Origin of the sequence: Gracilibacillus salinarum, from assembly GCF_022919575.1 — a bacterium.
In the GTDB taxonomy this organism is placed as follows: domain Bacteria; phylum Bacillota; class Bacilli; order Bacillales; family Amphibacillaceae; genus Gracilibacillus; species Gracilibacillus salinarum.
This window is the reverse complement of record NZ_CP095071.1, coordinates 1,534,777-1,551,011: the sequence shown is the minus strand read 5'-3', so window position 1 is coordinate 1,551,011 and position 16,235 is coordinate 1,534,777. Positions and strand designations below refer to the sequence as shown.

15 protein-coding genes are annotated in these 16,235 nt (G+C 39.6%); 11 read left to right on the top strand and 4 right to left on the bottom strand.

Annotated elements, in window-relative coordinates; genetic code table 11:
- Positions 1-175: 175 nt before the first annotated feature.
- Genes MUN87_RS07465 through MUN87_RS07445 form a run of 5 tightly spaced genes read left to right on the top strand, consistent with a single transcriptional unit; the run spans position 176 to position 3,918 of the window.
- Positions 176-1,492 carry a 6-phospho-beta-glucosidase gene (locus MUN87_RS07465; protein ID WP_244747080.1) on the top strand — a complete coding sequence of 439 codons (1,317 nt, stop codon included), beginning with the start codon at positions 176-178 and terminating at the stop codon, positions 1,490-1,492.
- 4 nt (positions 1,493-1,496) lie between these two features.
- Positions 1,497-2,786 carry a PTS sugar transporter subunit IIC gene (locus tag MUN87_RS07460; protein ID WP_244747079.1) on the top strand — a complete coding sequence of 430 codons (1,290 nt, stop codon included), beginning with the start codon at positions 1,497-1,499 and terminating at the stop codon, positions 2,784-2,786.
- The gene (locus tag MUN87_RS07455) at positions 2,783-3,127 is read left to right on the top strand and encodes a PTS lactose/cellobiose transporter subunit IIA (protein ID WP_244747078.1); all 345 of its coding nucleotides are present in this window, start codon (positions 2,783-2,785) and stop codon (positions 3,125-3,127) included. The genes MUN87_RS07460 and MUN87_RS07455 overlap by 4 nt, the downstream gene beginning before the upstream one ends.
- Positions 3,124-3,426: a PTS sugar transporter subunit IIB gene (locus tag MUN87_RS07450; RefSeq protein ID WP_244747077.1), complete on the top strand. Its 303-nt coding sequence runs from the start codon at positions 3,124-3,126 to the stop codon at positions 3,424-3,426. The genes MUN87_RS07455 and MUN87_RS07450 overlap by 4 nt, the downstream gene beginning before the upstream one ends.
- A gap of 12 nt (positions 3,427-3,438) precedes the next feature.
- A complete protein-coding gene (locus MUN87_RS07445) occupies positions 3,439-3,918 on the top strand; it encodes a DinB family protein (RefSeq protein WP_244747076.1) in 480 nt (159 codons plus the stop codon).
- A gap of 174 nt (positions 3,919-4,092) precedes the next feature.
- On the opposite strand, the gene murQ is transcribed toward MUN87_RS07445, so the two are convergent.
- The 4 genes from murQ to nagA all read right to left on the bottom strand — a co-directional run bounded on the left by murQ (position 4,093) and on the right by nagA (position 7,841).
- Positions 4,093-5,001, bottom strand: a complete 909-nt coding sequence (murQ, locus tag MUN87_RS07440; RefSeq protein ID WP_244747075.1) for an N-acetylmuramic acid 6-phosphate etherase — start codon at positions 4,999-5,001, stop codon at positions 4,093-4,095.
- A 117-nt stretch (positions 5,002-5,118) separates the two neighbouring features.
- Positions 5,119-5,841 carry a GntR family transcriptional regulator gene (locus MUN87_RS07435; protein WP_244747074.1) on the bottom strand — a complete coding sequence of 241 codons (723 nt, stop codon included), beginning with the start codon at positions 5,839-5,841 and terminating at the stop codon, positions 5,119-5,121.
- 55 nt (positions 5,842-5,896) lie between these two features.
- Positions 5,897-6,652, bottom strand: coding sequence for a glucosamine-6-phosphate deaminase (gene nagB, locus MUN87_RS07430; RefSeq protein WP_244747073.1), 756 nt, complete (start codon positions 6,650-6,652; stop codon positions 5,897-5,899).
- A 7-nt stretch (positions 6,653-6,659) separates the two neighbouring features.
- Entirely contained in the window at positions 6,660-7,841 is a 1,182-nt protein-coding gene (gene nagA, locus MUN87_RS07425; protein ID WP_244747072.1) for an N-acetylglucosamine-6-phosphate deacetylase, read from the bottom strand.
- A gap of 1,320 nt (positions 7,842-9,161) precedes the next feature.
- On the opposite strand from nagA, the gene MUN87_RS07420 reads away from it, so the two are divergent.
- The 6 genes from MUN87_RS07420 (at position 9,162) to MUN87_RS07395 (ending at position 15,778) form a co-directional block, all read left to right on the top strand.
- Positions 9,162-10,472 (top strand): ABC transporter substrate-binding protein, encoded by a 1,311-nt coding sequence (locus MUN87_RS07420; protein ID WP_244747071.1) that lies wholly within the window; start codon positions 9,162-9,164, stop codon positions 10,470-10,472.
- A gap of 76 nt (positions 10,473-10,548) precedes the next feature.
- Positions 10,549-11,412: a carbohydrate ABC transporter permease gene (locus MUN87_RS07415; RefSeq protein WP_244747070.1), complete on the top strand. Its 864-nt coding sequence runs from the start codon at positions 10,549-10,551 to the stop codon at positions 11,410-11,412.
- Positions 11,413-11,432: 20 nt separating this feature from the next.
- Positions 11,433-12,317: a carbohydrate ABC transporter permease gene (locus tag MUN87_RS07410; RefSeq protein ID WP_244747069.1), complete on the top strand. Its 885-nt coding sequence runs from the start codon at positions 11,433-11,435 to the stop codon at positions 12,315-12,317.
- A 33-nt stretch (positions 12,318-12,350) separates the two neighbouring features.
- Positions 12,351-14,258, top strand: coding sequence for a beta-N-acetylhexosaminidase (locus MUN87_RS07405; protein ID WP_244747068.1), 1,908 nt, complete (start codon positions 12,351-12,353; stop codon positions 14,256-14,258).
- A gap of 24 nt (positions 14,259-14,282) precedes the next feature.
- The gene (locus tag MUN87_RS07400) at positions 14,283-15,308 is read left to right on the top strand and encodes a lactonase family protein (protein ID WP_244747067.1); all 1,026 of its coding nucleotides are present in this window, start codon (positions 14,283-14,285) and stop codon (positions 15,306-15,308) included.
- A gap of 20 nt (positions 15,309-15,328) precedes the next feature.
- Positions 15,329-15,778 (top strand): GNAT family N-acetyltransferase, encoded by a 450-nt coding sequence (locus tag MUN87_RS07395; protein ID WP_244747909.1) that lies wholly within the window; start codon positions 15,329-15,331, stop codon positions 15,776-15,778.
- Positions 15,779-16,235 lie beyond the last annotated feature (457 nt).

Genomic DNA, 16,235 nt, shown 5'->3' with positions numbered 1-16,235 from the left:
TTCGAATTAATACAGTTACAAATAGTGTACTAGAAACAAATTTGTATGACAAGCAATAAAAGATCATGACAAATATTTTGTTTTAATAAGTTATATTTACGTTTTTTAGTTTGTATGATACATTTGTTTTAAAAAGTAGGTATAAATTCCATGAAGAAGAAAGGGTTTTTGTCATATGACGTTGAAATTAGTAGTAATAGGGGGAGGTTCCAGCTACACTCCCGAAATAATCGAAGGTGTGTTGAAACGTCATCATCAGTTACCTTTTACAGAAATTGTATTAGTAGATATTGAAGAAGGTAAAGAAAAGGTAACGATTATTGCCGAATTAGCAAAGCGAATGATCAAAGAAGCGAGAAATAATATAAATGTATGCTGGACGTTAGATTTGGAACATGCCTTGCAAGATGCAGACTTCGTTACCACTCAAATACGTGTCGGTGGACTCGATGCAAGAGAACGTGATGAACGAATCCCGTTAAGTCATGGTTTTATTGGCCAGGAGACTAATGGTGCAGGTGGGATATTAAAGGCTTTTCGGACGATTCCGGTAATGATACAAATTGCCGAAGCGGTTCACCGAATTTGTCCCCAAGCATGGATGATAAATTTTACGAATCCTGCTGGTATCATCACAGAAGCATTGTTGCAACATTCTCCCCACAAGAAGGTAATCGGTGTTTGCAACATTCCGTATCATATGAAGCAATCAGCAGCAGAAATATTGGAGGTAGATGCTGCTCAGGTTTCTCTCGAATTTATTGGATTGAATCATTTTGTATTTGGTCGTTGTGTGCAGATAAATGGCATAGATTATACAGAAGAACTAACCAAAAAATTAGATGATAATCATGTCACTTATTCACCCGCTAATATTATTCAATTAGATTGGTCTCAATCATTTATACGTAATATGAAACTGATACCGAACCCTTATCATCAGTATTATTATCAAACAAGGGACATGTTGGCAACGGAATGGAGAGCATACGAGAACGGAGAAACAAGAGCAAAAGCCGTGAAACAATTAGAAAAACAATTATTTTCCATTTACAAGGACCCTGCTTTAACGAAGAAACCTGAGCAACTAGAGGAAAGGGGCGGAGCTTTTTATAGTGAAGTGGCTTGTAGATTGATGGATTCCCTATATAATAATAGAAAAGACATTCAAACGGTAAATACCTTAAATAATGGTGCGATTAAAGAATTACCGGATAATGCAGTAATTGAAATTAATTGTAAGATAACCAAGAATGGTCCGAATCCCGTTGCGATAGGATCTTTGCCTGCTGCTGTAAAAGGTGACATTCTGCAAATGAAAGCTTTTGAGGAATTGGTAATTGCAGCAGGTATCTCAGGGAATTATCAGCAAGCATACCAAGCATTCCTTGCCAATCCGTTAATTAAAGATGAAAAGAGGACAAAAGCATTGTTAGACGAAATGCTTGCAGCGAATCTTAAGGAATTACCGCAATTTACGATTGGGGGTTAGAGAGATGAAGCGTTCCAAGAAGCAAGCTTTTATAGAGATAGCTGGAAAAATTGGTTCGCAACGACATCTGGTGGCTGTTCGAGATGGATTTGTTGCAGTGATGCCACTGGTTATTATCGGTTCATTGGCCATTTTAATTAATAATTTTCCGCCATTTGGAGACTTATCTCTGGTAGCTGGACTTAACACGATATTTGGAGAAGGGAATTGGCAACAAATTGGAGGAACAATTTGGAACGGAACTTTTGCAATACTAGGATTATTGGTAACGTGTACAATTGCCTACCATTTAGCGAAAAGCTATAATATAGATAGATTATCGGCATCGCTTATTTCTGTTGCCTGTTATATTATGCTTGTTCCAATAACGGATGATTTTGGACTGGATATGAATTGGCTCGGTACGCAAGGTTTGTTTGTTGGCATTATTGTTTCTTTAACGATAACAGAGTTATTTCGGATTTTGGTCACGAATTCGAAGTTTATTATCCGGATGCCGGAAGGAGTACCACCTGGAGTTACAAAGTCTTTTCGTGCTTTGGTTCCTGCTCTGATTATATTTAGTATCGTAGGATTGCTGCAAACTTTGTTAACAATATTGGCAGAAACGACGATTTTTGAAATTATCTATGCTGCTATGCAACAACCGATTCAAGGTTTAGGAAACTCGCTACCTGCTGCTATTTTTATTGCACTTTTAAATCAATTATTATGGTTTTTTGGTCTGCATGGTACGAATATAAGTGGTGCTATCACAGAGCCGGTATACATATCACTGGTAGAAAGAAATATTGCTTTATTCCAGACAGGTGTCTCTGCCTATGAGGTGCCGAATATTGTGACGAAGCCTTTTTTAGATTCCTTTATTTATATGGGGGGAATCGGTACAACGTTAGCCTTGCTTATAGCGATTTTTATTGTCGTACGTCATGAAAAAAAACATCCGTATCGTGAGATTGCAAAGGTTGCAGCACCTGCAAGTCTTTTTAATATCAATGAACCGGTTATCTTCGGTTTACCTGTTGTGTTGAACCCGATTATGTTCATTCCATTTATTCTGGCGCCGGTCGTGCTGACGATTATCTCTTATTTCGCCATGTATACCGGAATGGTGCCAAGGACGGTTGCCATTTTACCTTGGACGACGCCACCCGTTATTAGTGGCTATTTGGTAACAGGCGGCAGCTTGCGTGGTGTTATGTTACAACTAGTTAATTTAACAGTCGCTGTCTTTATTTATATACCTTTTTTAATGGCAGGAGTCAGAGCATATAAACAAAGGATGGAGGGATGATGTTGCTCGATGTACATGGACAAATGGAAAAGATAGCCTTTACGATCATTCTGCATGCTGGAAATGCCCGTTCGCTAGCGATAGAAGCTATTAAGCTAGCAAAAACAAATCAGTTGGCAGAAGCGGAAGACAAAATAAGAGAAGCAGAAGCGGAATTTATCAAAGCACACAATCAACAAACGATACTTCTGCAACAAGAAGCGGAAGCGGGATATAATCAACTGCCTCTAGTTCTGATTCACGCACAAGATCACTTGATGATGGCGATGACTGTAAAGGATTTAGCGGTAGAATTTATCGATATGTATCAAAGACTACATCATTTGGAGGGCGAGAAATGAAATTACTCTTAGTATGCTCAGCAGGAATGTCAACTTCGATCTTAGTAACTAAAATGCAACAGGCAGCTGCTGAAAAGGAAATGACAGCAGATATCCAAGCGATAGCAGAATCGGAATTGCAGCAGCATGTGGAAGGGGCTGATGTCGTATTAATTGGCCCACAAGTCCGCTATCTCGAAAAAAACATCCGACAAACAGTAGAACCATTCGGTGTGAAATGTGACGTCATGGATCAGTCAGCCTTCGGAATGATGAGAGGCGACCAACTTCTCGAACAAGCTCTGCAATTAATGAAATAAATGGATAGGGTGGTGATCGAGATCAATAGCAAAGAAGTCATATTAGATCAATTTAAAGCTTGTTACAACACTGACACTTGGTTTGTATCTTTGCAGACAGCTTTACAAGGACTATCTGCAGAACAAGCCTGTGATTATAGTAATATCTCAGTCCATTCTATCTTTGAAATTGTCAATCATCTATCTTTTTATAATGAACTGGAATTCAATCGTTTTAAGGGATTAGAAGATAATGTACAGATCTCTGGCAATAAGATGACATTTGAACCTTTGCCTGAAAAAAGTTGGGAACTGCTTGTAGAGGAATTATTTCAAACAATGGAACGTTGGCAGTCGGCAATCGAACAATCTGATGAGAAATATATCGAAAAAAATGCCGAAAGTTTGACGTACATCAATCTGCACAATGCCTATCATATTGGACAGATCGTATTTATTCGTAAAAGTCTAGGAAGATGGAATGAAAGCCAGGGTTTTGATTATAATGTTTGATTGACTTTGAGAGTAAGCAAAGCTTCTGAAAATTCTGTGGAACGCGGCTTGAGCCGTGCCCCGCAGGACGCGAAGTGATATCATTCCATAAATAATATTTCACATGATAATTGCTGTGAATGCATCTATATACTTTCTGGCAAATGAAAAAGCACAGAAATCCCGTGCCTTTTATCAGTTGTTATTCTGTTCTGACAATAATAGAATAGCTTGTTTCACATGTCCGCTAGTCTGGCTTAAAGCATTTTTCGCTTCTTCCAAGCTACAGCCTGTCTTAGCAATTAATAAGGAAAGCTTAATATCCTGATTCGTTTCCGCCATCAGTTGCTGTACTTCGTTTTCGGGAAGCATCGTGAGGTCTGCGAGCATAGCTTCAGCACGTTTCACCAGTTTCTTGTTTACTAATTGCATGTCTACCATTTCGTTCTGATATACCTTTCCAAGTCGTACCATAACAGCTGTTGATATCCTATTGATCACCATTTTTTGAGCGGTTCCGGCTTTCAATCTTGTAGAACCCCTGATGATTTCAGGTCCAACTACTAATTCGATAGCAATGTCACTGATTTCAGAAGATATCGTTTCATGGTTGCAGCTGATGGAGATAGTGGAAGCTCCTATATGCCGAGCGTATGTTAAGGCAGATACAGAGTATGGGGTGGACCCGCTTGCGCTGATACCAATAACCACATCTTTACTGTTAAAGTTGTAATGTTCTAAGCTGTTAATTAGATCTGTTTCACTATCCTCATGCTGTTCAAGTGGTTCCCACATTGCTTGTTTTCCGCCGGCAACCAAGGCAATCCAACGATCCGGATCAACGGAAAAAGTCGGCCCAAGTTCCACTGCATCCAGAACCCCGATTCTCCCGCTTGTCCCGGCACCAGCGACAAAAACCCTGCCACCTTTATGCCACTTTTCTACGATTAAATCAACAGCATCGGCAACCTGATTTAATGCTTGTTCGATCCCTTTATGAATCATCAGGTCCTCCTGGTGCATCAATTTTACAATATCCAATGCTTCCATTTCGTCTATATGGACAGATTGTTGATTTTTCTGTTCTGTGATTCGTTCAGCCAAGGGATAGCCTCCTTTATCATCAACTTATAAAAAAATAGATGGTTAAACGTAGATTATGTCGATTCACTTGAAAAAATTATTCTGGCTAGCCGCTTCGCATCTGGCTGGTGCAAATAATCAGCGCTCCAAATCAAGCATAAATTTATAACGATCAGCACGATAGGAGGATTTCACCACTTCAAATGGGATGCCATTTTCTAATTGTGTGGTTCTTTTCATGAAAAGAACAGGTGATTGATCGGCAATTTCTAAGTATTCAATCTCTTCTTCATTTGCAAGTGTTGCTTCGAATAATTGGCTGGCTTTGCCGATTTTTAGTCCTAATTCATTCTCAATATATTGATAGAGGGAAGATTGCACAATGTGATCCGTTAAACCTTTAATCAGATTCGCTGGTATATACGTTCTTTCCAATGCCATTGGGATTCCTTCCGCTAAACGAATACGCTTTATTTCATAGACTGGCGCATGTTCAGCGATGTGTAGCTGATCAGCTAGACTTTGCTTGGCAGGAATAATTTCAAAGTTAATCAGTTTATTGCTAGGCTCCATGCCGCGAGCTCTCATATCCTCGGTAAAGCTAGTCAAACCATTCAGATTTTGTTCCAGTTTTTGTTCCGTAATGAATGTCCCTTTACCTTTGATTCGGTGTAAATAACGTTCATTTACTAAGTTTGTGATAGCTTGTCGCACTGTCATTCTGCTGATGTTCAATTGTTCTGCGTATTCCCGTTCTGATGGAAGTGCGTCTCCTGGTTTATATTCCCCATTCTCAATCTTGGCCTTAATTTGTTCCTCCAGCTGATGATAAATGGGAATAGGTGATTGTTTATCGATCATGTCTCGCAAACTCCTTTCCTGTCAATAATTCAACGTAACAGAATAATTCAAGCGCCTATCGATAGGCGCTATTACTTTGCATCATATCTTTTTCCATTATAGCATCTTCATCAGCTATTATGGTAACATTCTTATGACGTTGCAGGATAGAAGCAGGAAATTGTTGATCGACGTCACCATGAAGCAGTTTATGCAATGCTTCATGTTTCTCTTTACCTGATACTAGTAAAAGGATTTCTTTACTCTTCATAATTGATCCTATTCCCATCGTAATTGCTTGTGTTGGGACATCGTCAATGGAATCAAAGAATCTAGCATTGGCCTCGACCGTTGATTCGGCTAGCGTGACGATATGGGTCTGTTTATCGAAAGGGGTTCCCGGTTCATTAAAACCAATATGACCATTATGACCAAGTCCAAGTATTTGTAAATCTATTCCATCATGCTCGTCAATGAGCTTATCATAATCGACACATTCCTTTTCTAAATCTGTTGCCAAGCCATTCGGAATAAATGTTTGATTTGCAGGAATATCAATGTGACGGAATAAGTGTTTATTCATATAAAAATGGTAACTGTTAGGATTCTCATTGGATAAGCCAATATATTCATCCAGGTTAAAGGTAGTCACATGCTGATAGGACGTATGATTCTTCTGATGATCCTGTATCAGGTTCTGATAAGTAGTGACGGGTGTTCCTCCTGTAGCTAAACCTAACTTGAATGTTGACTTGGATTTGATCTTGTCTAAGATAAACTGAGTTGCTTTCTCACTCATATCCTGATAATTTTTCGTTTGAATTACATTCATTATTCTCTTACTTCCTTTCGTATGCAATTTCTCCTCGGCACAGAGTAAGCAATATGTCATGATTTTCATCTAACAAAACGATGTCAGCGTCTTTTCCGGTAGCTAGTGAACCTTTTCTATCTGTCATACGTAATTCTTTGGCGGCATTGGAAGAAGACATGCAAATCGCTTCTGGCAAGGAGCAGCCGCTGAATGCCATGATATTTTTGATCGCGTCATTTAGCTTTAACGTGCTCCCTGCCAGAGTTCCATCTTCTAGTGTGGCTTTGTTTTCTTCTACAAATACTTTTTGGCCACCTAATTCATATTCGCCACCTTGTAAGCATTTTGCTCTTATCGCATCTGTGATCAGCAGTAAATTGTCTTTGCCGATTAAGTCATAAGCGGTTTTGACAGCGTAAGGAGTGGAATGAACGCCGTCTGCAATCATTTCAACCATTAGCTGTTTGTGTTGCCATGCTGCTCCTACTACCCCAGGTTCACGGTGATGGAAACCGCGCATTTGATTATACAAATGGGTGATATGGGATAAACCTTGGTCCATTGCCTGTTCTATTTCTGCTGCAGTAGCATCTGTATGTCCTGCTGAAGCGATAATACCGTGCTCTGCTAGATGGCGGATAAGTGGTTCCGCACCAGCTATCTCTGGTGCAAGCGTTACTAGCTTAATGTTCTCTGCCGCAAGCTCATTCCATTTTTTAAATAATGATACATCCGGTTCTAAAATGTGATCTTCCGGTTGTGCACCTTTTCGGACTTTATTGATGAAAGGACCTTCTAAATGGATGCCTAATATTTCTGCTTGCGTGCTAGGTTGCTGCTCGATATAAGCTGCTGTATTTTCAAGCGCTTTTTCGATATTTTGCTCGCTTTGGGTCATCGTAGTAGCGAGAAAAGAAGTAGTACCTTCCATTGGTAATGCTTGAGCCATTGTGTCTAATGCCTCTGCTGTTGCATCCATGACATCGGCGCCGTTAGCTCCGTGGATATGGACATCAATTAGTCCTGGTATCGCACATCCTGTTGTAGCAGAATAATCGAGAATGCGGTATCCCTCATCATCTTTTAGCATGTCTAATTCAGCTATTTCTTCTATTTTGCTGTTACTTATTTTGATATAACCGTTGTCGATCGATTTATTTTCTGTATAGATTGTTATATTTTTTAACAATAGTTTTTGTCCACTCATTTCGTTCACACCTTATCCATTCAAATGTTAGTTATAGATTAACAGTTTGTAGTATGGTTGTCTATACCTTTATCGTTATTTACATAAAATTTACAAAAGTATATACCAGCTCCATTTTTGATTACCACAGGTATTCCAGTCTGCCTACTAATAGAGGAAAGTGCAGTCACAGCAGTAAACAGATTGAACATGAAGTTGAGTTCCTATCATATGGATTATGTAAAGTAGCCATCGCTAGCCAAGCATCCATATTGAGATATTTAATGTGTTGGGATACCGCTCCGTCCAACCACTCCGCGTCCTGCGGGGCACGGCTGAAGCTAGGCTACTACTTGCGTTACTTCTTTGCTGCCTTGCACCGAGGAAGTCTACTTCGAAGCATTACTAGTAGACACAGGTGCAGACGTTGTGGATCTCCAGCGCCTGCCTGTCCCGCGGGAGTCTCCGTGGTTGGCCTACGCTAGAATAGGGACTGTACAACTTTTGTAAGAGGTTGCATATTGATCAATGTATCCATAACAGGAATTGAATGAATAACATAATGCCTAGAACCACTGCTTTTAGCTGTTTCATACGTTGTAGCACTTCCCTTAAGCGTAGGAAATATGCGGAGACTCCCGTGGAATCAGCGCGAGCTGAAGATCCAATTTTGTAAGAAAAGAATTTTCTTACAAAATTTAGCTGAAGCCGTGCCCACAGGACGCGGAGCATATTTCCGAAGCTTTGCTAAGCAAATGAAATCTATCAACATTACCACTATGTCAGACAGTTCTAGTTTACATAATCCATATTATAGGTAGTTAAATAATAAAATACAGGGCTCCTCTCTAACTGAAGCTCCACTTAGTCTGTGCCGCAAACATTGCTTCGAAGCAGTTTCCTCGGCATCATTCTGTCATTAGTTATTCTCGTCAATAGGATAGATTGTTAAACATCCCTACAATCAGCAGGGTGAGCCTGTCATATGATAAAGTTGTTTGATTAAGATCATAACCTTTTCTGATCACATGTTAAATTTGTAACAACTTATCATAAAAATAGTCCCAACATAGTAAACTGTGAAAAATAACAAAAATATAAAAAATCGCTATCTTTTTAACAAATGAATGGTATGATGATAAAAAATATTTATTTTGTCATAACAAATAATTGTTAATATAACAATAAATAGAGCGATTACATAACAGATACTTAAAAAAGATAATAACCAATAAAACATTTTCGTTAAAATGTATTGACATTAGTTAACCTGCTAGCTATATTAGGTATAGACAACTGTACAAAGTTGTTCAAATATTTTACAGAAAAGGGGTAGTTGGTTTGAGGAAATTCAAGTGGAGTTTGTTGTTAGCTTTATTATTCGTTGTCATTGGGTTAGCGGCTTGTGGTAATGACGAAACAGGTTCTAATGCGGATGATACGGAGAATACGTCAGACAATGGCGAAGATACTTCTGCAGATGAGACAGAACAAGAAGAAGTGAATCTTAGAGTTGTTACGACAATGGCAGGTACCGATCCGGCAGGTGAAGTATTCCAGCAGGTGCTAGATGATTTCCAGGAAGAAAATCCGAACATCAAAATTGAAAACGATTCACAATCAGCGGATGCTGGAACGATCCGTACAAAAGTAAATACGGATTTTTCTTCTGATAATGAACCGGACCTTATGTTCTACTTCAATACAGTTGATGCTGATGGGCTAATTGAAGAAGGAAAAGTGGTCAATTTAGAAGAGGCTGAAGGTGTCGATTTATCAGGTTATAACTCCATGCTGGAACAACAAAGACGTGAGGATGGGAATATTTATGCTGCGCCACAATCTGGATTCTATGAAGGATTATTCGTAAACAAAAAACTATTTGAAGAACATGGCGTAGAAATACCGACTACATGGGAGCAATACGAAGCGGCAATTGAAAAATTTGCCGAAACTGATATCGTTCCGATTGCTGCATCAACAGAGGATTCTTATTACGTAGTAGAACATTATATTTTGGCGGCAGGCGGTATGGAAAATTACACAGCAGATCTTGCTGATAAAAAGGAAGCATGGTCAGAAGGTTTGAATAACATTAAAAAACATGCTGATATGGGTGCATTCACACCGGATGCAGCAACGATCGATTTAGCGTTAGCGCAGGAATTGTTTAAGCAGGAGCAGGCTGCAATGATCTTTGAAGGATCTTGGTTCTGGGGACAATTAGAGGAAGCTGGTATGGGTGAAGATGTCACTGTATTACCGATGCCTGTCTATGCAGAAGGTGGAGAGACTGGTGAACTTGTTGGTGGTGCATCACAAGGATGGTTTATCAGTACGAAATCATATGAAGACGAAGCGAAGAAAGATGCAGTTGTCAGTCTATTTAACTACTTAACTTCTGAAGAAACGATTGTGAAAATTGCAGAAGCAACTGGTCAGCCGCCTGCAAAAGGTGAGCTTAGTGATTTACCAGATTACTTGAAAGCAGGGCATGATTTAGTGAAGAACGCACCATCCGTAGCTTTACCAATCAATGACCGTATTTATCCAGAATCATTTACACACCTTCGTACGAGTGTACCTGAGATTGTAAGTGGAGATAAAACGGGAGAAGAAGTATTAGAAAAAGCGGTCGAAATGGCAAAATAATAGAATAATAGATGACGAGAGAGGTTGTCCCGCTATTGTTGGGTCAGCCTCCTTGCACATCTGGATTGGAGGACACATGAAAGGCGATAAACTATATATATTCCTCTTTCTTGCCCCAGCATTTGCTGTAACAGGAGTCTTTTTATATTATCCATTTGTTGAAAATATTTTGCAAAGTTTCTATAAAACAGATGGATTCTTTAATTCTACTTTTGTAGGCTTGGAGAATTATGTTCGATTATTAAATGATGAAATAGCCAGAGGTGCTTTATTTAATTCGTTGGAATTAATGCTTTATGTCACGATATTTCAAGTTGGTATCGCACTTATTCTGGCAATTATGGTTAATTCGATTACGAAAGGTGCGGGTTTTTTCCGTACAACCTTTTTCTTCCCGATTGTTATCTCGGGTGCAGCAATCGGGTTGTTATTTACATTGATTTATAATTATCGCAATGGATTGTTAAATGAAATGTTAGTCAATTTAGGGTTTGAAAGAGTGCTTTGGTTAACAGAACAGTCTTCATTATATATGGTGGCGATTCCGACGATTTGGAATTATGTTGGTTTCTACTTCGTTATCTTGTTAACCGCCATCCAAAAAATTCCGAACGATTTTTATGAAGCAGCTCAGCTAGAAGGTATTACCGGTATGCAAAAGATGTTTAAGCTGACCATTCCGCTTATTGTGAGTGATTTGAAGACATGTATTGTGCTGGCAATTACCGGAACACTGAAGATTTTTGAATTAGTTTATATTATTACAAAAGGTGGTCCAGCCAATTCCTCAGAAGTACTGGGAACGTATATGTACCAGAAAGCATTTCAGGATTCTGCGATGGGGTATGGGGCAACGTTAGCAGTGTTGATAGTTGTATTAGGGTTAACCTTAGCTTTTGTTACCAATAAATTATTGCAGAAAGATGAAGTTACGTACTAAGGAAAAGAGGTGTCAGATAGATGTATTCACATACAGAGGAACGCTTAACCTTTTGGGAGAAATTCCAGGAAAGGTATTTCATGAATTCAAAAGCAGGAAAAATTTTTGTCTATGTTGTCCTGACGTTATGGTCGATGACAACAATTTTTCCGTTAGCATGGGTGCTGCTTAATTCTTTTAAAGAATCAAGGGAGATCATTACCGGTACTTTTAACGTTCCGTCAGATCCAACTATGCAAAATTATATAAATGCATTTGAGACGGTCAATATCGGCAAAAGCTATCTCAACAGTTTTATTATTTCTGGTTCTGTTGTGCTGCTTGTTTTATTCCTGGGAGGGCTTGCTGCATTTGCGATGGCCAGAATGCAATTTAAATTAAGAGGTTTGCTGCAAGCTTTATTAGTAGCTAGTTTATTAATTCCAGCCTTTGCCACAATTGTACCTGTTTATCGTATGATGATCGGGATGGATTTGGTTAATACGTATCTGGCTTTAATCATCCCGCAAACTGCTGGTAATTTACCGTTTGCGATTCTGGTCATTAGCGGATATATGGCGACCATTCCGAAAGAGTTGGAAGAGGCGGCACATATGGATGGTTGTGGACGATTTAAAATGTTCACGAAAGTCTTTTTGCCGATTTCATTACCATCGTTTTCTACCGTAGGAATTTTTGTATTTCTATGGTCGTATAATGATTTATTTTCTTCACTCGTGCTTGTATCACATGAAAAAGTGGCGCCAATTGTTGTGTTATTATCGAACGTCAGCTCGCAATATGGAACAGATTATGGTTTGATGACGGCAGCTATTGCCATGACAATCATTCCGGTACTTATATTCTATTTGTTTGCTCAGAAGACATTCGAAAAAGGGGCAACTTCCGGTGCGGTTAAAGGGTAAGAATCTAACTTTTCGGACAAAGGATGATACAAAATGGATATTACGTTGAAAGGCAACTATCAACCCTTTTTGTACGGGTTGCAGGAGCTTGCGAAGGAAAAGGGAGTAACGATCAGTCAGTTGGGAGTGCCAATCACAATTGAACAGAATGATGAAGAAGAAACGGCTATCTCTTATCAAAATGGTCAAGGAAAGATTCGTTATCAACATGACTATCATGTTTACCGAGCGTTTGGTTTAATAATCCAGCATGCTGTTACCGGGGAAGATTTTAATCTTGAGGAGCAGTCGCAGTTTAAGACGATTGGACCAATGTTTGACTTGTCGCGAAATGCTGTGATGAAAGTGGATCAGTTCAAGTCCATGTTTAGAAAACTTTCATTAATGGGCTTTAATGCGGCGATGTTGTATATGGAAGATACGTATGAGGTGAAGGGTTTTCCGTATTTTGGTTATATGCGTGGCCGTTATTCCCAGCAGGAATTGAAAGAATTAGATGACTATGCGTTTCAGCTAGGAATCGAATTAATCCCGTGTATTCAAACACTTGCTCATCTGGAAGAATTTTTGAAATGGGATGCGTCAGCACATTTGAAAGACACTAGAGGTGTCCTGTTAGCTGAACAAGAAGCTACTTATCAGTTTGTGGAGAAGATGATCATGGCTGTGACAGCTCCATTCCGAAGCAAGCGGCTCCATATTGGAATGGATGAAGCAGAAGAGTTAGGAAGAGGGATTTATTTAAATAAGTATGGCTATAAAGATCGGCTGGAATTAATGACGGAGCATTTGCATCGAGTGACAGAAATTACGGATGACCTGCAACTAGAAGTCATGATGTGGAGTGATATGTTTATTAAATTAGCTTCGGATTCTGGAGATGATCAGTATGATATGGCAACGGAAATATCGGAGGAAATGCAGCAGTTGATTCCGAGTAATGTGACATTGATGTATTGGGATTATTTCCACACGAAGAAAGAGGACTATCATACGTTAATTGATAAACATAAACAGCTGGGTCAGACGCCTGCATTTGCTGGTGGTATCTGGGTTTGGAATACGTTTGCGACAAACTACGGTCTATCCTTGCAAACTAGTGAAGCAGCTCTGCAGGCGAGTAAAGAAGCGAATATTCAGGATGTATTTGTGACGCTTTGGGGCGATGATGGCTATGAAAATAATTATTACGCAGCGATGCTAGGCTTGCAGCTGTATGCTGAGCACCAATACCATTCAACAGTCGACCGGCAAGATTGGTACAAACGAACAAAATTCTGCACGGGTCTCGACCCGCGGGCCTACTTACAACTAAATGAGCTTGATGCGATTCCGGGAGTAGCAGTGGAGAATAGCGATCAAACGAATCCGTCCAAGTTTTTATTGTGGCAGGATGTGTTACTTGGTCTTTTTGACAAACACATTGAAGGGTTAGCGATTGCTGAGCATTATCAACAGCTGGAACAAACGTTTAAGCAAGTTAGAGATTCGCAAGCTGAATTAGATTTTATTTTTGATGTACCAGAGAAGTTATCTGCTGTCCTAGCGAGGAAATCTACGATTGGCCTTCAATTAAAAGCAGCTTATGATGCAGGTGATGCAGATAAATTAAAAGCGATTGCGAATGTGGAGCTGCCTGAAATTATTGAACGAGTGAGAAGGTTGCGTGCTGCTCATAAAGCGCAATGGTTCCATATGAATAAGCCGTTTGGCTGGGAAGTCATCGATATTCGTTATGGTGGATTGATAGCTAGATTGGAGACAGCAATCGAGCGTATTTCATCATATAGCAATGAAGAAATCGATTTTATCGATGAACTTGAGCAGGAACGGTTACCGTTTAATGCGAATGTTGATCAATCAACAGGATTGGGATGGTCTAGCTATTATTATCGAATGGCATCTCCGAATGTGTTTTTTCACGTATTACCGATCTATTAAAAAATGAAGGAGTTTCCTGTTCATATGATAAGAAATTATAACATGTTTGTTGGAGGCTATGGCAGTAAAACAGAAGAAGCGATTCACTATGTCAGGTTTGATTCGGAACAGCAATCCTTTCACAAGTTAGACGCCATTACTGGAATAGATGCTCCCTCATTTTTAGCGCTACATCCTGATCAGAACAATCTCTATGCTGTTAGTGAGGTTGAGGAAGGAGAACTGGTCAGTTATCAAGTAGGTGATCAGTTAATCGAAACAAGCAGGATTAAAACAGGCGGGTCCAGTCCTTGCTATCTCCATATCACAGATGATGGTCGATATAGTATAGTGACCAATTATGGAGATGGTAAGCTGTCGCTTCATCCGTTAGAAGAAGATGGGAAGGTGCAATTACAAGCAGATCTTCATTTGTTTCAGAAATCTGGTGAAGCTTCCCATCCCCATATGTGCTATCCACTTGGCTACGATCATATGTATATCGTAACAGACTTGGGTCAGAACAAACTTTTTCTATTTCAATTACAATCAGATCATCAGCAACTGGAACTTCAAGCATCTTTTCCGTTAAAAGATGGCTCTGGCCCAAGACATATCGAAGTGAATAAGGCGAAGAACTGTCTATATATCACCAATGAATTCAGTTCGGTAGTTGCTGTCTATCACTTCAATAAGTCATTCACTAACTTACAACTTGCCCAGGAGATACCGACTATCCCACCAGATGAAGTGCAGGATAACTTTTGTGCAGATATTCATTTTTCACCTGATAAATCGTTGCTTTTTGTCTCGAATCGAGGCAGGGATAGTATTGTAGTATATCGTGTGCAAGCAGATGGTCGTTTGCGCTTCGTTGATGAAGCAGCAGCTTTGGGTGAGTGGCCACGTCATTTTGCTATATCTCCAGATGGAGAATATTTGTTCATTGCTAACCAGCACAGCGATCGTATCACAGTATTGCGTGTGCAAGCAGATGGGCGATTACAAGCATTAGCGTGTCATTATAAGATAGCTTCACCAGCGTGTGTGGTGATGTTTAGGCAAGGGTGAGGAGGGATTAAGTGGCAGACATGTATGTAAATCTATACCATTTGCCGCAAGTATATCAAAAACAACAGCAGGACTGGGTTATTAGAAGAGCGCTGCCTTTGGAGAAAGATCGAATTATTGATTGGGTACAAGCACACTTTCCGCAATGGAAAAACGAATGTGAAGTGGCATGTTCCGCTTTACCGGCAAATTGTTTGATAGCTGTTAAGAATAAGGATATACTGGGTTTTGCTTGTTATGAAACAACATTCAAGAACTTTTTTGGTCCCACCGGTGTCATTGAGACTGCAAGAGGAAAAGGTATCGGCTATCAATTACTTATACATAGTTTACATGAAATGAGGCATCTTGGTTATGCTTATGCTATTATTGGTGATGCCGGTCCGGTCGACTTTTATAAAAAAGTAATTGGGGCAGACGTGATCGACCGTCCTTCGGTATTAGAGGAGTGGACACCGCTGTCAAAATAACAATGTATGACTTTGAGAATATGTATAGACAACTGATCCTCTGTGTGTTATTATTTTTATGAATATGGATCGTTTAATTTAATATAGGCTCACATGTTACTAACTAGATTAGGCATGGAGAAATCGAAAGGGTAAACAAACGAAATCCTTCTTATTTCTTCATGCTTTTTTTTAGTTAAGAAAGATAACATTTTAACGAGGAAGTAATGCTTAGAAGTCGGCTTTGTTAGTTAGACCGGGCGCTTTTCGGTTTTTCTAATACGTCAAGAAAGTATAAATTTTGGGCTATATGATGTTTGCTGATAGAAACGGCCACGTCCGGCTCCAGCGCCCAGAGACTAGGCGACTTCGCGAAATCGCCCTACGATAAGTCATCATCGATTCGCAAGCTCACCGTGATTCCTTTATCTCAGTTGATTCGCTCCACTCGCTACGTCTCTAAACGGGCGCTTGCGCC